The organism is Bradyrhizobium sp. HKCCYLS2038 (genome assembly GCF_051167655.1).
Classification (GTDB): Bacteria; Pseudomonadota; Alphaproteobacteria; order Rhizobiales; family Xanthobacteraceae; genus Bradyrhizobium.
On record NZ_JBNPTM010000003.1, the window covers coordinates 293,396 to 310,797 of the forward strand.

12 protein-coding genes are annotated in these 17,402 nt (G+C 65.3%); 9 read left to right on the plus strand and 3 right to left on the minus strand.

Annotation, left to right across the window (positions count from 1 at the left end; genetic code table 11):
* The first annotated feature begins 53 nt into the window (after positions 1 to 53).
* From ACQR1I_RS15070 to ACQR1I_RS15100, 7 genes are all read left to right on the plus strand, one after another.
* Positions 54 to 1,541, plus strand: a complete 1,488-nt coding sequence (locus ACQR1I_RS15070; RefSeq protein WP_434867159.1) for a DUF4153 domain-containing protein — start codon at positions 54 to 56, stop codon at positions 1,539 to 1,541.
* Between the two features lie 23 nt (positions 1,542 to 1,564).
* Positions 1,565 to 2,260 carry a response regulator gene (locus ACQR1I_RS15075; protein WP_434867158.1) on the plus strand — a complete coding sequence of 232 codons (696 nt, stop codon included), beginning with the start codon at positions 1,565 to 1,567 and terminating at the stop codon, positions 2,258 to 2,260.
* Positions 2,257 to 3,876, plus strand: coding sequence for an ATP-binding protein (locus tag ACQR1I_RS15080; protein ID WP_434867157.1), 1,620 nt, complete (start codon positions 2,257 to 2,259; stop codon positions 3,874 to 3,876). The genes ACQR1I_RS15075 and ACQR1I_RS15080 overlap by 4 nt, the downstream gene beginning before the upstream one ends.
* A gap of 311 nt (positions 3,877 to 4,187) precedes the next feature.
* On the plus strand, positions 4,188 to 5,804 hold the full coding sequence (locus ACQR1I_RS15085; protein WP_434867156.1) for an ABC transporter substrate-binding protein: 1,617 nt from the start codon (positions 4,188 to 4,190) through the stop codon (positions 5,802 to 5,804).
* Positions 5,805 to 5,828: 24 nt separating this feature from the next.
* On the plus strand, positions 5,829 to 6,806 hold the full coding sequence (locus tag ACQR1I_RS15090; RefSeq protein ID WP_434867155.1) for an ABC transporter permease: 978 nt from the start codon (positions 5,829 to 5,831) through the stop codon (positions 6,804 to 6,806).
* A gap of 3 nt (positions 6,807 to 6,809) precedes the next feature.
* Positions 6,810 to 7,640, plus strand: coding sequence for an ABC transporter permease (locus ACQR1I_RS15095; protein ID WP_434867154.1), 831 nt, complete (start codon positions 6,810 to 6,812; stop codon positions 7,638 to 7,640).
* On the plus strand, positions 7,637 to 9,265 hold the full coding sequence (locus ACQR1I_RS15100; RefSeq protein WP_434867153.1) for an ABC transporter ATP-binding protein: 1,629 nt from the start codon (positions 7,637 to 7,639) through the stop codon (positions 9,263 to 9,265). The genes ACQR1I_RS15095 and ACQR1I_RS15100 overlap by 4 nt, the downstream gene beginning before the upstream one ends.
* On the opposite strand, the gene ACQR1I_RS15105 is transcribed toward ACQR1I_RS15100, so the two are convergent.
* Entirely contained in the window at positions 9,262 to 10,572 is a 1,311-nt protein-coding gene (locus ACQR1I_RS15105) for an NAD(P)/FAD-dependent oxidoreductase (protein WP_434867152.1), read from the minus strand. The genes ACQR1I_RS15100 and ACQR1I_RS15105 overlap by 4 nt on opposite strands.
* A gap of 149 nt (positions 10,573 to 10,721) precedes the next feature.
* On the opposite strand from ACQR1I_RS15105, the gene ACQR1I_RS15110 reads away from it, so the two are divergent.
* Entirely contained in the window at positions 10,722 to 11,579 is an 858-nt protein-coding gene (locus tag ACQR1I_RS15110) for a VOC family protein (RefSeq protein WP_434867151.1), read from the plus strand.
* Positions 11,580 to 11,619: 40 nt separating this feature from the next.
* On the opposite strand, the gene ACQR1I_RS15115 is transcribed toward ACQR1I_RS15110, so the two are convergent.
* A complete protein-coding gene (locus tag ACQR1I_RS15115; RefSeq protein WP_434867150.1) occupies positions 11,620 to 12,654 on the minus strand; it encodes a 2Fe-2S iron-sulfur cluster-binding protein in 1,035 nt (344 codons plus the stop codon).
* Complete coding sequence (locus ACQR1I_RS15120) at positions 12,654 to 14,585, minus strand: ethylbenzene dehydrogenase-related protein (protein ID WP_434867149.1); 1,932 nt, start codon at positions 14,583 to 14,585, stop codon at positions 12,654 to 12,656. The genes ACQR1I_RS15115 and ACQR1I_RS15120 overlap by 1 nt, the downstream gene beginning before the upstream one ends.
* 1,063 nt (positions 14,586 to 15,648) lie before the next feature.
* On the opposite strand from ACQR1I_RS15120, the gene ACQR1I_RS15125 reads away from it, so the two are divergent.
* Positions 15,649 to 17,400: a type I secretion system permease/ATPase gene (locus tag ACQR1I_RS15125; protein ID WP_434867434.1), complete on the plus strand. Its 1,752-nt coding sequence runs from the start codon at positions 15,649 to 15,651 to the stop codon at positions 17,398 to 17,400.
* The last annotated feature ends 2 nt before the right edge of the window (positions 17,401 to 17,402 follow it).

Below are 17,402 nucleotides of genomic sequence, written 5' to 3' on the forward strand. Positions count from 1 at the left end.
GTCATCGGCTGGCGAACGCCAGCGCGCCGTGCCCCAATCGAGGATATCAGTAAATGACCAGCTCTGCAGAGCCGCTGGCTGCACCAGCCGCTTCGCTCTCAACGTGGCAACAATTCGCGATCGCCTTCGCGCTGCTCGGGCTCGCCGACGCCCTGTTCTACGATCAGCCCCCGGGGCTGTCCTTTGCGATCTTCGCCGCTGCGCTAGTTGCGGCCAGCCTGCTCGTCAATCACGCCAGCATCGACCGGCCGCGGATGATGCTGGCCACCTTCACTCTCGTGCTGGGCCTGCTGCCGGCGATCGAGGATTTCACCCTGCTGTCCGTTTCGGGCGTCGTGCTCGCAACGCTTTCGGTGATCGCCCTGTCGACCAATCCGGACGCCAGAGGACTTCGCCTGCCCCTCACGGCTGCACGACAGTTGCTCCTGATCGGACCTTTGAGGCTGATCCCCGACGCCATCGCCACCATTCGCGCGCATGATTTCACGCGGCTTCTGCTGACCTGGAGCATTCCGCTGGCGCTTGGCCTCGTCTTCGTCCTGCTGTTTGCCACAGCCAATCCCGTCATCGAGCAGTGGCTCGATCAACTCCGGCCGCAGAGCGCCGTCACCAATTTGAACTTCGGCCGCCCCATCTTCTGGTTCTTGATGCTGTCGCTGATCTGGCCGCTCATCCATCTGCGCTGGCGGCAGCGGACGACGACGCCAAGTCTGCCGATAAGCCTGCCGATCGATGCCTTGACCGAACAGGCAACGTCGGTCGTCGCGCCCATCCTCGGTCCGCAGACCGTGGTCCGCTCTCTCCTGCTGTTCAACCTGCTGTTTGCAATCCAGACGGTGCTCGATGGCGTCTATCTGTGGGGGCATGCGGCGCTTCCCAACGGGATGACATACGCCACCTACGCTCACCGCGGCGCCTATCCCCTGATCGTCACGGCGCTCCTGGCCGCGGGCTTCGTCATCATCGCCGTCCGCGGCCAACACGAGGACGAGCCGCGGCTCATCCGTCCGCTGGTCTACCTCTGGGTCGGACAAAACCTGCTGCTGGTGATATCGTCGATCCAGCGGGTCCACATCTACATCCAGACATACCTGCTGACCCACTGGCGGATAGCGGCGCTGGTCTGGATGGCGCTAGTTGCCGTCGGCTTGATCCTGATCGTGATACGGATCGTCCTCGACCGTCCTACGGCGTGGCTCGTCCGCATGAACCTGATGACGCTTGCGGCAACGCTCTATGCCTGCTCACTCGTGAACTTCTCCGGACTGATCGCCGACTACAACGTCGCGCATAGCCGTGAGGCTGGACGGAGCGGCGCCGAGATCGACATGCAGTATCTCTCGAGCCTCGGCCCGCAGGCTCTGCCGGCGGTCCGTTGGAGCATGCTGCTGATGCCACGGGAGCCGGGACTGTCTCGGGTGCAGGACCGCCTGCTCGAGCAGCAAGCGAACGACATGGCGAACTGGCGCTCCTGGACGTTCCGCGGCTGGCGCTTGCAGCGCTATCTCGATACACATCCCTTCAGCCACACGCCAAGCTGATGTCCCGCCGCGGAGCCCCGACCGTGTCCCCCCGAATCCTCATCGTCGACGACGATCCACATATCCGTGAGGTCCTGCGCGTCGCTCTGAGCAAGGCCGGCATGGCGGTGACGGAAGCCGCCGATGGCCGGGCCGCCCTGGTCAAGTTCGGCGAGGACCGCGCCGACCTGATCGTGCTCGACGTCGGCATGCCGGAGTTCGACGGTCTCGAGGTCTGCCGGCGCATCCGGCGGACCTCGCAGGTGCCGATCCTGTTCCTGTCGGCGCGGGACGAGGAGATCGATCGCATCCTCGGGCTCGAGATCGGCGGCGACGATTACGTCACCAAGCCGTTCAGCCCGCGCGAGTTGGTCGCCCGCATCAACGTCATTCTCCGCCGGGTCGCATCCGGAGATCGCACAGCGGAGCCCGAGGAGCTGACGCACGGCCGGCTCCGGCTCGATCCGCAGCAGCACCAGGCCCGTTTCGGCGAGACGCCGCTGACGCTGACGGCACTGGAGTTCAGCATCCTGCGAACCTTGATGACGCGGCCCACCGTCGTCTTCAACCGCGAGCAGATCATGGGCGCGGCCTATCAGCTCAACATCCAGGTCTCCGACCGGACCATCGACAGCCATATCCGCAACATCCGCGCCAAGCTCGCAGCGGCCGGCTGCGAGGACGCCATCGAGACCGTGCATGGCGTCGGCTTCCGGCTCGGCCGCTGCGGCGCGCCATGATGGCGCCGACCCCAAAGCGGAAATGGCGCCCGTCACTCGGGCAGATCATGTTCGGCGTGCTGGCGCTCGTTGCCACGCTGCCGCTGGTCGGGCTGTTCTTCTTCCGCATCTACGACAACCAGCTGATCCGCCAGACCCAGGCCGAACTGATCGCGCAGAGCCGCGTGCTGGCCGCCGTCTATGCCGAGGAGGTCACGGCGCGGCTCGCGGCCGGCATTCCGCTGGGCGCGGAGATCCCGCCGGAAGCCCGGCCCGACGATGCCGACGAGGTGACACCGATCCGTCCCCTGCTCGACCTGCTCGCCGACGATCTGTTCGTCCGCCGCCCGGATGCCCGCGAGGCCAGCCAGCCGGCCGACCCGGCTTATGTGGCAATCGGCGCGCGGCTCTGGCCGGTGGTACGCGAGACCCAGAAGGTCACCCTCGCCGGATTTCGCGTGCTCGATCCGCAGGGCATCGTGATCGCCGGTCGTGACGAGATGGGCAAATCACTTGCCCATATCGAGGAGGTCGCCGCCGCCCTGAAGGGAAAATACCGCGCGGCACTTCGGATCCGGATTCCGGACAAGTCGCCGCCGCCGATCTATTCGATCAGCCGCGGTGTCGGCGTTCACGTCTTTTCGGCGATGCCCGTGGTCGTCAACGATCACGTCGCCGGGGTCATCTACACCTCGCGAACACCCCGCAACATCTTCGAGCATCTCTATGTCGAGCGCGGCAAGTTCATCGCGGCCGGCTCCGCGATCGTGCTCACGACGCTGCTGGTCGGCCTCATCGTTGCCCGCACCATCACGCGGCCGATGCGCGAGCTGGTCGATCGCGCCGGCCGGATCGGCCGCAATGACCCCGAAGGCTTCCGCCCGCTCCCCCATTACGGCACGCGCGATTTCGCCGAGCTGGCCGAGCACTTCTTCGCCATGGCCGAGCAGCTGGCGCGACGCTCGACCTACATCAGAAACTTCTCCGCGCATCTGACCCATGAACTCAAATCGCCGCTGACCTCGATCAAGGGCGCGGCAGAGCTGATGCTGGATTCGCTGCATGCATCGTCGGATCATCTCACGCCTGCGGAGCAAGCGAAATTTCTCAACAACATCCTCGGCGATGCCGAACGGCTGGACCGGATGGCGCAGCGCCTGCGCGAGCTCGCCCGTGCCGAAGCCGTACAGCAGAGCGAAGCCTGCAGCCTGTCCGACGTGATCGCGCCGCTGCGCGAGCGCTTTCCTGCCATGCAGATCGAAGTCGACGGCTCTCTCGAGCGCCAGGTCGGTCTGTCGAACGAGACGTTTCTGATCGTCCTCACGCATCTCGCCGACAATGCCGCGCGACATGGGGCTGGTAAGATCAGGCTGGAAGCCGAGGCTCATTCCGATCGGCTCGTCCTGAAGGTCGGCAACGACGGCAGCCCGATCTCGCCGGCGAACCGGGAACGGATCTTCGACGCGTTCTTCACCACGCGGCGGGACAGCGGCGGCACTGGAATGGGACTGGCAATCGTGCGCGCCGTCATGATGAGCCATGGCGGGGAAATCAACCTCCTGCCGGCCGAACACGACGTCTGTTTCGAGCTGTCTCTGCCGGCTCGCGGAGAGCCGCGACAGACCCACCTCAAATAGCACCGCACCCCTGCTCTCCTCCGAGGTTGCAGGTCGGGTGCAGATCTGTCTGTGGAGGACGCCGGACCGGGTCCGGCTACGGTTCGCGCGCCGGTGCCGGCGGCAGCAGACAATTGCCATGCTGCCGGTCCACCGAAATCCGGCCATCCTGTCGAACGTTCGTATACGAGCAATCCATTGCCCGATCGCCGCTCCCGCGGCTGCGACGGTTCGGCCGCGCAAAGGGGAATGACTCGGCCGCGCGATCCGCGTAAGCTTCAGGCTTATTGCACCATCGGCCAGCCCCTTGCTGCGTCCTTCGGGAGACCTTGATGAATTCGAGCCGTTTCGAGATCAATCGCCGCACCGCGCTTCTCACCTCCGCTGCGATTGCCGCCAACGTCGTCAATCCGTTGCGCGCCTTCGCCCAGGAGACGCCGCGCAAGGGTGGCGTGTTCAACGTCCATTACGGCGCCGAGCAGCGGCAGCTGAACCCGAGCCTGCAGGCCTCGACCGGCGTCTACATCATCGGCGGCAAGATTCAGGAAAACCTCGTCGACCTCGACGCCCAGGGACAGCCGGTCGGTGTTCTCGCCGAGAGCTGGGAAGCTGCGCCCGACGGCAAGACCGTGACCTTCAAGCTCCGCAAGGGCGTCACCTGGCACGACGGCAAGCCATTCACGTCCGAGGACGTGGCCTTCACGGCGATGAACATGTGGAAGAAGATCCTCAACTACGGATCGACCCTGCAGCTGTTCCTCACTGCGGTGGATACGCCCGATCCGCAGACGGCGATCTTCCGCTACGAGCGCCCGATGCCGCTGAACCTGCTGCTTCGCGCCCTGCCGGATCTCGGCTACATCTCGGCCAAGCACATCTACGAGACCGGCGACATCCGCCAGAACCCGGCCAACCTGGCGCCGGTCGGCACCGGGCCGTTCAAGTTCGTGAAATACGAGCGCGGCCAATACATCATCGCCGAGCGCAATGCCGACTACTGGCGCTCGAACGCGCCTTACCTCGACCGCATCGTCTGGAAGGTCATCACCGACCGCGCCGCCGCGGCGGCGCAGATGGAAGCCGGCGAATTGCACTATAGCCCGTTCTCGGGGCTCACGATCTCGGACATGGCGCGGCTCGGCAAGGACAAGCGCTTCATCGTCTCGACCAAGGGTAACGAAGGCAACGCGCGCACCAACACGCTCGAGTTCAACGTCCGCCGCAAGGAGCTCGCGGACATCAAGGTCCGCCGCGCGATCGCGCACGCGATCAACGTGCCGTTCTTCATCGAGAACTTCCTCGGCGATTTCGCCAAGCTCGGCACCGGTCCGATTCCGTCGACCTCGACCGACTTCTATCCCGGCGCCAACACGCCGCAATATCCCTACGACAAGGCCAAGGCCGCGGCGCTGCTCGACGAAGCCGGCTACAAGCCGGCTGCCGGCGGCAACCGCTTCTCGCTGAAGCTGCTGCCCGCGCCCTGGGGCGAGGACATCTCGCTGTGGTCGACCTTCATCCAGCAGTCGCTCGGCGAGGTCGGCATCGCGGTCGAGATCGTCCGCAACGATGGTGGCGGGTTCCTCAAGCAGGTCTATGACGAGCACGCCTTCGACCTGGCGACCGGCTGGCACCAGTACCGCAACGATCCTGCCGTCTCGACGACGGTGTGGTACCGCTCCGGCCAGCCCAAGGGCGCGCCCTGGACCAATCAGTGGGGCTGGGACGACGCCAAGATCGACAAGATCATCGACGATGCCGCCACCGAGGTCGATCCGGCCAAGCGCAAGGCGCTCTATGCCGATTTCGTGCGCGAGGCCAATACCGAGCTGCCGGTGTGGATGCCGATCGAGCAGATCTTCGTCACGGTGATCACGGCCAAGGCGCGCAATCACTCCAACACGCCGCGCTGGGGATCGTCGAGCTGGCACGATCTCTGGCTTTCCGCCTGAGCCGAGCTCCGTCAGGATGAGGCCATGCGCATCTTGAGCCTTGCGGGGCGGCGGCTCGCCGCCTCGGTCCCGACCCTTTTCCTGATCCTGATCGGCGTCTTCCTGCTGCTGCAGCTCGCGCCCGGCGACACGGTCGACGCGATGATGGCGCAGATGGGCGGCGGTGATGCCGCGACTGCGCGCGAGCTGCGCCGGTTCTACGGGCTGGACGTCTCCGTGCCGATGCAGCTCGTCAACTATATGTGGCGGCTCGTGCGGCTCGATCTCGGGTTCTCCGCAATCTACGGCAAGCCCGTCGCGGCCGTGATCCTGGAGCGGCTGCCGCCCACCCTGCTGCTGATGATCTCGGCGCTGTCGTTTGCCTTCTTCTTCGGGCTCGTCCTCGGCGTCATCGCGGCGCGCGGCGTCAATCGCTGGCCGGATACGCTGATCTCGACCGTCGGACTGATCTTCTACGCGACGCCCTCGTTCTGGTTCGGCCTGATGGCCATCGTGGTGTTCTCGATCTATCTGCAATGGCTGCCGGCCGGCGGCTTCGAGGACATCGGCGCAGTCAGTACCGGGATCTGGCGCATACTCGACATCGCGCGCCATCTGATCCTGCCGTCGTTGACGCTCGGATTGATCTTCCTGGCGATCTATCTGCGCATCATGCGGGCGTCGATGCTGGAGGTCCTCAATCTCGACTTCGTGCGCACGGCGCGCGCCAAGGGCCTGGACGAAACCAGGATCATCACCCGCCACGTGCTGCGCAACGCGCTACTGCCGATGGTGACCCTGATCGGGCTGCAGGCGGGAACCATGCTCGGCGGCTCCGTCGTCGTCGAGACCGTGTTCTCGCTGCCGGGCCTCGGCCGGCTCGCCTACGAGTCCGTGGTGCAGCGCGATCTCAACACCCTGCTCGGCATCGTCTTCGTCTCCGCCCTGCTGGTGATCTTGGTCAACTTCATCACCGACCTGCTCTACGCGCGGCTCGATCCGCGCATCAGCGCGGAGAGCTAGCGCATGGATGCCGTGAAACGCTACTTTCGCAGCCCGCCGGCGGTGCTGGGTCTGATCCTGCTGCTGATCGTCATCGGCATGGCCGCAAGCGCCGGCTATCTCTATCCGCGCGACCCGCTGGCGCTCGCCGGACGTCCGCTGGTCTGGCCGTTCGCCAATCCGCGCTTCCTGCTCGGCACCGACAATTCCGGCCGCGACATTGCCGCCCAGATCTTTCACGGCGCGCGGATCTCGCTCCTGATCGGCGGCGTCGCTACGCTGATCGCGGTGACCATCGGCGTTCTCGTCGGGGCCTTGGCCGGCTACTACGGCGGATGGATCGACAACATCCTGATGCGGATCACGGAGGCGTTCCAGACGTTGCCGAACTTCGTCCTGCTGCTGGTGCTTGTCGCCGTGTTCGGCTCGACCTTGACGACCGTCACGATCGCGGTGGGCATCGTCTCCTGGCCCGCGCCGGCGCGTCTGACACGGGCCGAGTTTCTCTCGCTGCGCAACCGCGAATTCGTCCAGGCCGGCCGGACGCTCGGCATGCGCGACACGCAACTGATCCTGCGCGAGATCCTGCCGAACGCGCTGCCGCCTGTCATCGTCTACGCCGGGGTCGTCATGGCGGTCGCGATCCTGCTGGAGAGTGCGCTTGCCTTCCTGCGTCTGTCCGACGCCAACGTCGCCTCCTGGGGCAACCTGATCGGTCTCGGTCGCGACGTGCTGCGCGTGCAGTGGTACGTCTCGGCGATCCCCGGGGTCGCCATCCTGATCACCGTGCTCGCGGTATCCCTGGTCGGCCAGGGCCTCAATGATGCGCTGAACCCACGGCTGAAGCAGCGATGAGTTCGACAGGACCCATCCTCGCGGTCGACCGGCTCAGCGTGAGCCTGCCACGCGGCGCCGACCGCACGCATGCCATTTCCGAAGTGTCGCTCTCGATCGCCGAGAACGAGATCGTCTGCATCGTCGGCGAGTCCGGCTCGGGCAAGTCGATGATGGCCAACGCCATCATGCGGCTGCTGCCTGAAGGCGTCAGCACCGACGGCGGCCAGATCCTGTTCGCGGGACGCAATCTCTGCACGGCCCCGGCCGCCGAGATGCGCAGCATCCGCGGCGCAGACATCGCCATGGTGTTCCAGGAGCCGATGACCGCGCTCAATCCGCTGCGCACGATCGGCGACCAAATTGGCGAGGTTCTGGAGATCCACACCGATCTTTCCAAGGCCGAGATCAAAACCCGCGTGCTGTCGCTGTTGTCAGACGTCAACATCCCCGATCCGCCGCGCGCGGCGAAAGCCTATCCGCACGAGCTGTCCGGCGGCCAGCGGCAGCGCGCGATGATCGCGATGGCGCTGGCGCTCGATCCGAAGCTCCTGATCGCCGACGAGCCAACCACGGCGCTGGACGTGACGACGCAGGCCCAGATCCTCAAGCTGATCCGGGAGCTGCAGCAGCGCCGCCGGACAGCGGTGCTGTTCATCACCCACGACTTCGGCGTCGTCGCCGAGATCGCCGACCGTGTCGTCGTCATGCAGCACGGCGTCGTCGTCGAGCAAGGTGCCGCGAGCGACGTGCTACGCCATCCGCAACACGCCTATACGCAACAGCTGATGGCCGCGGTGCCGCCGGTTACGGCGCCACCGCCGCGCGCTCTGTCGAATGACACCATCCTCGCCATCTCGGGCGTGGCCAAGACCTATCGGACCGGCGGCTTCCTCGGCCGCGGCGAACGCGTGACCCACGCCGTCAAGGACGTCTCATTGACGCTGCCAAAGGGCGCGACGCTCGGCATCGTCGGCGAGTCCGGCTCCGGCAAATCCACCCTCGCCCGCTGTATCATCCGCCTGATCGATCCCGATTCCGGATCGATCCTGCTCGACGGTCATGACTGGGCCCGGCTGTCGCGCGGCGAGATCCGGCAGCGCACGCAGCAGATGCAGATGGTGTTCCAGGATCCGTTTGCCTCGCTGAACCCGCGCCGCAAGGCCGTCGAGCTGGTGGCGCAGGGGCCGATCGTGCATGGCACGCCGCGCGACCAGGCGCTCAGCGAGGCCCGCGAACTGTTCAAGCTCGTCGGCCTCGATCCTTCCGCTGCCAATCGTTTTCCGCACGAATTCTCCGGCGGCCAGCGTCAGCGCATCGGGCTTGCGCGCGCGCTGGCGCTGAAGCCGGCTGTCCTGGTTGCTGACGAGCCGGTGTCGGCACTCGACGTTTCCGTACAGGCCCAGGTCTTGCGGCTGCTTACCGATTTGCGCGAGCGGCTCGGCCTGTCGATCATCTTCATCACGCATGACCTGCGCGTCGCGGCACAGATCTGTGATCTCGTCGCCGTGATGAAGGACGGCCTCGTGGTCGAGCACGGTCTGACACACGACGTGTTCAGCAGTCCGCAGCATCCTTACACGCAGGCCCTGCTCGATTCTATTCCGGGCGGCGACTTCGCCCGGACCGCGCACGGCTCGATCTAAGCGATCTCTCGCGCGTCGCGATAACGGTACAACAGCAGCTTCAGCGGTGCGAACGGCCGCAGCAGCCCGTGCGCGGGAATGGTGACGGGCTCGGTGAACGGCAGCGCCAGCTCGTCAGCCGGCACGCCGCGAACAGCCTTGGCGAGCTCGGCACCGAGCGGAATGGTGAGCGCGACCGCACGCCCGTTGCAACCTGTCCAGCCATAGGCATCCGGGCCGAGACGGTGAATCCGCGGCATGTAGTCCGTGGTCATGCCGACATAGCCGTTCCAGACGTAGTCGAACTTGACCTCGCCGATCTGCGGCCACAGCCGCTGCAGGCGCTCGGCAACGCGCGCCTTCAGCCGCTCGGCCTTGTTGCCGGGACCGATCACGGCGCCGCCCGTCACCAGGCGATGACGCGCGTCATAGCGCGCGAAGTAGAGCTCGCCATGGGTATCGGACATCGCCTGCCGCGCCGGGATGATGGTCTTGCGCACATTGTCGGACAGCGGTTGCGTGGCCATCTGCCAGGACAGCACCGGCATCACCTCATGTGCGATATCGGGCGCGAGCGCCCTCGAGAACTCGCCGGTATAGGCATTGCTCGCCAGCACCAGCGCACGCGCCGACAGCTCTCCCCGCGCCGTGCGAACCACCCAGCGGTCGCTGCGCCGCGCGAAATCGATCACCGGCGAACGCGCATAGATGCGCCCGCCCAGGCTCAGCACTGTCCGCGCCAGACCGCGCGCCAGCGCCAGCGGATTGATGTGGCCGCCGGTCCTGTTCCAGAAGCCGCCATGCCACGCATCGGAGCCGAGCATGTCGCGCGCCTGCTCGCGCGACAGCAGCTCGACCGGAGCGCCGAATTTCGACCACTGCTTGAACCGGCGCTCGGCGATCTTGATCCGGCCGGGCGAGTGCACCGGCTGCACCCAGCCGGCCTGCTCGTGCTCGGCGTCGATGTTGTATCGTCTCACCGTGTCGAACAGGTTCGACGCGCTGTCGCGCAACATCGCGACGAAGCGCTCGCCGGCCGCACCGTGGCGCGCGATGAGATCCTCGGGATCAGGACGCGACAGCGTCGGGATCACCTGGCCGTTGTTCCGGCCCGACGCGCCCCAGCCCGGCTCCATCGCCTCCACGATGGCGACATCGGTCCCGGCCTCGCGCAGATGCAACGCGGTCGACAGCCCGGTGAACCCGCCGCCGATGATCACCACATCGGCCTGCGCGCTGCCCTGAAGCTCGGGCAGATCGGGTCCCGGCGGGGCATGCGCCGCCCACAAGGATGGCGGCCATTGAACGGAATTGGTGGTCGTGCTCATCGTGGACAGCCCATCCTTGCTGGTCGATCGACCTGCCGGAGATCGATCTTGCCTTGCGCCCGGTGCCCGGCCGCGCCGGTTGCGGCGCATGGGTCGATTGGGCATAGTTCGGCCGCAATATGCCAAGTTCGCTGCAAGGAGACAAACGCGTGGCCCTCAAGAATGTCATCGGTATCGATCACGCGGTCGTCGTGGTGAAGGATCTCGACGCGGCGGCCGAGACCTGGAAGCAGCTCGGCTTCACGCTGTCGCCGCGCGGCACCCACAGCGCCAAGATGGGGTCGGGCAATTACACCATCATGCTCGATCCGGATTACATCGAGCTGCTCGGCATCCTCGCCGAGACCGACCACAATGTTCCGACCCGCAATTTCCTGGCGCAACGCGGCGAGGGCATCGAGCGCATCGCCTTCACCGCGATCGACTCGGCTGCGGGCGCGGACGAGATCCGCGCCAAGGGCTTCGAGCCGATCGGGCCGATCGACTTCGAGCGTCCGGTGCCGCTGCCCGACGGTACGATCTCGGCAGCAAAATTCCGCGTCTTTCAATGGCCTGTGGCGGAAGCGCCCGGCGGCCTGCGCATCTTCGCCTGCCAGCACAAGACGCGCGAGACGGTTTGGATTCCGGAATTGATGACGCACGCCAACGGCGCCAAGCAGCTCAAGCAGGCCCTGATCGTCACGCCCGATCCCGCCAAGGATGCGGCTCATCTGTCGCGGCTGATCGATCGTGACGGGCGCAGCGAGGCCGATGGAGCCGTGACGGTCGCCTCGGGCGGCGACCGTGCGGATTTCGTGTTCCTGACACGGGATCAACTGGCCGGCCGCTACCCCGGTGTCTCACTCGCTGGTCTGCCCGAGCGCGGCGGCGCCGGCCTGGTGCTGGCATCGCATGATCTGATCGCCACCGCGAAGGTTTTGGGAGCGTCAGCTGTCCGCAGCGGCGCCAGCGTGGTCGTGCCGCCGGCTTCCGCGACTGGCACGCTGCTCGCGTTCGTGGCTGGCTAGAACGGCGTGAGGGCGGCCGCCTGGCGCGGCCGCTGCGCCCTCATTCCGCCGGCTGGAACATGGCCGGACGACCGCGCTGGCTGTCGAGCCAGCCGACCAGACGATCCATCAGCCCGCCGCTCGACTCCGACGGCTGCGCCGAGGAGACGAACGGATCGCAATGGCACTTTGCGCCGCCGGCGCGCGCCATCTTCGCCACGGCTTCGGTCATGGCCGGCGCGCCGCAGGTGTAGACGACGTCCGTCGGCCTGATTTCGGGCATGTGCTCGGTCGGGCGGCCGCTGCGAATCGCCGGCGAGACGTTCTGCGGCTCCGAGACGATCGGGACGATCTTGACGTTGGGAAAGCGCGCGAGCCGGCACAGCGCCTGGTGCATGTAGAACGATTGCAGCGTGCGCGAGACGACGATGAAGATGATCTCTCGCTTCGGATTCTCTGTAATCGCGGCGACTGCGATCGCCCACATCGGCGCGAAGCCGGTGCCGCTGGCGACCAGGATGATGCGCCCGCGATGCTTTTGCCGGAAGAACGCGGTGCCCAGCGGCGCGGTCAGCTTGACGCGATGGCCGACCTGGATGTCGCGACCGAGCGCCGACGACACCAGACCGTCCTTCAGGATGCGGATGTGCAGATACAGCAGGTGACTATCCGGCGCTCCGACCATCGGATAGGTCGGGCTGTAGCACCGCGTCGGAAATCCGCGATACTGCACCTTGGCATATTGTCCTGGGAAGAAGCGCAGCGGCTTCGGCATCTCGATGGTGACGCCGACGACATCCGGCGCAAGGCGCACGAGATCACCGACCTCGCAGTTCATCGTCACCGTTTCAGGAACGGGCTCGGTGATGATCTTCAGGTCGGACACGACGCGCGCCTGGCAGGCATGCGCCATGTCGCCTTCCATGCCGCCGAACAGCTTGCCGTCGACGACGGTGACTTTGCAGGATCCGCAGATTCCGCTGCGGCAGTCATGAGGCAGATCCACGCCACTGTTGATGGCGCCGTCGAGCAGGATATCGCCTACGTTCGCGTAGAACGTTTCCTTGTTGTACTGGATCTTGCAAATCTTCCCCATCACTGCACCTCAAGTCGCATAGGCCGGATCTGCCTCGTGTGTCTGATCTGGGTATGATCGAAAGCCGCGACTCGCATGAAGACGCCATTCTTGATCGGGACGTCGTACTTGCTTTTCGTGTCCAATTTGCGGGCAATTTCGAGCGTCCAATAGCCCGCCGCCCAACGTGCGGCACACCTGATGTCGGCACGATCGCCGGTGAACTCGCCGTTGACGATCACGCCGGGCACGACCGTCCCGATCGGCGTCTGCGCGTCGGCTTCGGCCGAATATGGCACCGATTCCGCCTCCGTCATGAACCAGCGCGCGCCTTCGCTCTCGCCAATGTTCGGATCGAGCGAGATGTCGCCCATCGCCGCGGTCATCGCCGCGATATCCTTGGGCAGGCGCTTCGGCCTGACGCCGCGGTTTCCGAGTCTCGCCGCCTCCCTGTCGATCACGAAATTGTCCGAATAGTTCGCCGTCCCCGGGTCCGGCGCAAAGCCTCCTTTGTAAGGCGCAAGCCCCTTGACCTGGTCGGCCGTCGGCTCGGCCGGCGGACCAAAGTGGCTGTCGTCCATCCATCCCGTCGGGCCGCCGCTCGTCGCCTTCCAGAGCCACGCATCGGCGTAGAGGTTCGGTGCCGGCGTATAATGGATGCCGCGCCCCGACAGAGTTGCCGGCTTGTCCGGCATCGGCTGCGCGCTCATGTGAAACGTTCGGTCGGCGGCCAGCGTGATCGGCAGCGTCGTGAACAGCAGCGAAAACTTGTCCTCGTTGAAGTCGTTCTCGTCGCCCTTCTCGAAGCCGTTGTGCAGCAGATGCCACCCGTCGGCCTTCTTGATCAGCGGCAGCTGCTTCAGCGAACGTGTCGGATCCTCCCAGGTGACGAGAAAATACACCCACGTCCCGTCATGCGCCGCCTTGATCCAGACGCGCGATTCGCCCGTGCCGTCGAAATTGTCGCCCTGGTTGGTCGTGACCATGTGCGGCTGGATGTTGCGCCAGACGCGATCCGACGAATCGCCGTCGAGTGTCGGCGCATCGGACGAGGCAATCCGGTACACCGTGACGGTGTCCTCGGCGTAGTAGTCAGCGGCGAACATCGCCGAGCCGATCACGATAGCTGCCGCTGTCGCGACCATGAAGGGGTTGGCCTGAAAGCTCGGATTGCGACGACGCGAATTGCCCTTTGCCGGCGGCGGACGCATTCTGCCCGACGGCATCCGCTGCTCGGGCCGACTACGCATCGGCTCCTCCATGCGCCGCGCGGCGGGGATGGGCTCCCGCAATGGGGGCGCCTTGGGCCGCGCCGGAGCGGCAGGCTTCGGCGGCGCTTCGGCCTCTTCGAGCTTCTCAGATTGTTCGACCAGCATCGTCAACAGTTCGACCGGATCCAGTTTTGGTGGCGGCGGCGGCAAGGGTGCCGGGCGAAACACGCGGTAGAGCTGCATCTTTCCACCGATGCTGAAGTGAACCAGCACGTGCAGCACCAGGAAGGCTGGAATGACCCAGGTCGCATACCAATGAATCATCATGGTGGCGTAACCGGACGCCACGCCGAAAAACAGCATTCCTCCGGTGACGATCAGGGTCGCCATTGCGATGAACAGCACCCAGTGAAGCATGACGCTGATTGAGCCCAGCCGTGCCGGCCGGCGACCGAACAGGCCCTTAAAACGCATCCTGTCGATGGCGACGCGCCGGCCGAGCCCCGACTTCGAGATGTAGATCATGTAGGCGACGGCGACGCTCGCCAGCACGACGCCTGCGGGCATGTGCCACGTCCAGGTCCGATGCCGGGGCAGCAGCCAGTCCAGATTGTTCGCGATCCAGGCATGATTGGGCGCTTCGGTTGCCATGCGCAGTCCGGTCAGGAAAGCGATCACGGTGGCCCCAACCAGCGTCCAGTGCAGAAAGATCGTTCCGTAGTCGGTTTTGCGAATCTTCATACGTGCGCCTCCCGACCTGCGCGCACGCAATCGGCACGATACGCAGCCGATCCTGCGACCAATTTCATATTCCACGGGCCGACCGCGACCTGCTGGCCTGCCGAACGCGCAGCGCCAACCATCAGCCTTCGTCCCGACTCCACTTCCGCATCACGCGCTCTAGTGGTGATGTAGTTCAGCAAATTTCGTCCCCCAAGATACTCTCATCGGCAACTCTCTCGTCTGACATCGACGCAATCAGCGTCGCCTTCTCCTTCGATCGTTGCCCTCTACGCTCGGCGTGACCTGGAAGATCACGCCCCGAATGGACCAGTTGCAGCAGCCGGAGCCGGTGACGTGTTGCTCGGACCGCTAGTCCACTGGCCTGCGTTGTCCTCCTTGCTTTGTTCTATCGCTGTCTAGAGCGGATGCCCGGCGCATGCCGGCGGTCCGTTCGCTGGAAGAACGTCCCACGGGTGGCCTGGACCGCTCTGAACGATTGCCAGGCGATCGATGATGGAAGAATCCGTGTGTTGATGGTGTTGATGTGTTGCCGCCGCTATCACTATCGTTCCCCACACTGCCGTCGGACGCCGCATGATCGAGATGACAAAGCGAGTCCGTTGCACCGCAGGAAGATTTATTCGGCTTCGTGGCGTCATTCGGCCCGGACCGCGACCAATGAGTGCAGAAGCAAGGTGATAGACAGACGAATGTGTGACGTGGCCACCCGTCGATCGTGACGATCTGTAAAACAATGGTCCGGGCTGACGGTTGAAATCTTTTGCCGTGGCGAGGCTTTGCCAGCTCGATCCGGTTTTTGCGGCGGGCCAAGCGCTTTAAATCCGTTCGCGGGTCCGATCGTCGCCCACTGCGACAGAATTGCCCATGTGTCTCATTGTTGCCGGAAAATCGTCAGTATCGACTGGCAGAAGCGATCGTTGAAGTGTTGTCGTTTGGGAGACGCGTCTGGATGAGTCTGGCTCAAGACCGCCCGAGAACAAAGGCCGCGGCTGCCATTACCGACCTTCTCTCGGGAAGCGACGATCCGGTAACGCGCGGATTGCGGCAGGCCGTCAAGCGCATGGCCGGCATCGGCGTGTTCAGCGGCGTCATCAACATCCTGATGCTCTCCGGCTCCGTCTATATGATGCAGGTCAATGACCGCGTTGTTCCCAGCAAGAACCTCGCGACGCTCATCGGCCTGTCCGTCATGATCCTGGTGGTCTATCTCATCCAGGGCTATTTCGACGCGCTGCGCACCCGCATGTTGTGCCGGGTGGCCACCGTGTTCGACGCCAGCTTGCAGGACGCCATCCATCACGCTCTGGCCACCCTGCCCCTGCGCGGCACCAAGCCCATGTTGATGCAGCAGCCGCTGCGCGATCTCGACCAGCTCCGCGCGTTCATGTCGAGCATGGGACCGACGGCGTTCCTCGACATGCCGTGGATTCCGATCTTCCTGATCGGCATGTTCCTGTTCCACCCGCTGATCGGGATCACCGCGATCATCGGCACGGTCGGCATCATCTCGATGACGCTCGTGACCGACAGGCTGTCGCGCCAGGCGAGCAAGTCCGCCAGCGACACCAGTGCCGCCCGGCAGGTACTCGCCGATGCGACCCAGCGCAATGCCGAGGTGATTCGCGCGCTCGGAATGTCTGACCGCTTTTCGGCGCGATGGAACGCCGTCAACGAGCGCTATCTGAAGGACAACATTCGCGCGAGCGACGTTTACGCCAATCTCGGCGCGGCCGCGAAAGTGCTGCGCTACATTCTGCAGTCGGGAATGCTCGGAATCGGCGCGGCGCTCGTCGTCTCGGAGCAGGCCTCCGGCGGCGTGATGATGGCGTCGTCGATCCTGATGGGCCGTGCGCTCGCGCCCATCGAGATCGCGCTCGGCAGCTGGAAGCAGCTGGTGGCCGCACGCCAGGGCATCATGCGCCTGCGCGAGATCTGCAAGGCGACCGCCAAGCCGGAAGCGCCTCCCGTCGCGCTGCCGCGCCCCTTCCGCGAGCTGAGCGTCCAGGAGCTGACGGTGACCGCGCCGGGCACCGATCGCACGATCGTTCAGAACGTGTCGTTCTCGATTCAGGCCGGCACCGGTCTGGCGTTGCTCGGCGCGAGCGCCTCCGGCAAGACCTCGTTGTCGAAGGCGCTGGTCGGCATCTGGCCCGCACAGCACGGCTCCGTTCGTCTCGACGGCGCCGCGCTCGATCAATGGAGCAACGAGGACCTCGGTCGCCACATCGGCTACCTGCCGCAGGACGTCGCGCTGTTCGACGGCAGCATCGCCGACAATATCTGCCGCTTCGACGAGAATGCGAGCTCCGACGCTATTCTGAAGGCGGCGCAGATCGCCGGCGTCCACGACATCATCCTGCGTCTGCCCGAGGGCTATTCCACACGAATCGGCCAGGGCGGCATGTCCCTGTCGGCGGGTCAGCGCCAGCGCGTCGGCCTTGCGCGGGCGGTCTATGGCGATCCGTTCCTCATCGTCCTCGACGAGCCGAATGCGAACCTGGACACCGACGGCGAGAACGCGCTGAGCCGCGCCATTCAGATCATGCGGCAGCAGAATCAGAGCATCGTCATCGTCATCTCGCATCGTCCGAGCGCACTGAATGCGCTCAACATGGCGCTGGTTCTCTACGAAGGCAAAGCCATCGCATTCGGCCCCTGCCAGGAGATCTTTGCCCGCGTTGCCGGCGCCAACAAAGCCGCCGGTCCTGCCGTCACGCATGCCCCCGCAGCACCGCGGGTTGCCGCTCCCGCAGCGGCGCCCAATCCGAATGCCCGATTGCTTCGTCGCGCCGCCCCAGCAGAAAGCGCTTGATC

Coding starts and splice junctions, on each gene's coding strand:
- ACQR1I_RS15105 (WP_434867152.1), bottom strand. CDS start 10,572: ATGAGCACGACCACCAATTCCGTTCAATGGCCGCCATCCTTGTGGGCG.
- ACQR1I_RS15095 (WP_434867154.1), top strand. CDS start 6,810: ATGGATGCCGTGAAACGCTACTTTCGCAGCCCGCCGGCGGTGCTGGGT.
- ACQR1I_RS15085 (WP_434867156.1), top strand. CDS start 4,188: ATGAATTCGAGCCGTTTCGAGATCAATCGCCGCACCGCGCTTCTCACC.
- ACQR1I_RS15120 (WP_434867149.1), bottom strand. CDS start 14,585: ATGAAGATTCGCAAAACCGACTACGGAACGATCTTTCTGCACTGGACG.
- ACQR1I_RS15115 (WP_434867150.1), bottom strand. CDS start 12,654: ATGGGGAAGATTTGCAAGATCCAGTACAACAAGGAAACGTTCTACGCG.
- ACQR1I_RS15090 (WP_434867155.1), top strand. CDS start 5,829: ATGCGCATCTTGAGCCTTGCGGGGCGGCGGCTCGCCGCCTCGGTCCCG.
- ACQR1I_RS15070 (WP_434867159.1), top strand. CDS start 54: ATGACCAGCTCTGCAGAGCCGCTGGCTGCACCAGCCGCTTCGCTCTCA.
- ACQR1I_RS15100 (WP_434867153.1), top strand. CDS start 7,637: ATGAGTTCGACAGGACCCATCCTCGCGGTCGACCGGCTCAGCGTGAGC.
- ACQR1I_RS15125 (WP_434867434.1), top strand. CDS start 15,649: ATGGCCGGCATCGGCGTGTTCAGCGGCGTCATCAACATCCTGATGCTC.
- ACQR1I_RS15080 (WP_434867157.1), top strand. CDS start 2,257: ATGATGGCGCCGACCCCAAAGCGGAAATGGCGCCCGTCACTCGGGCAG.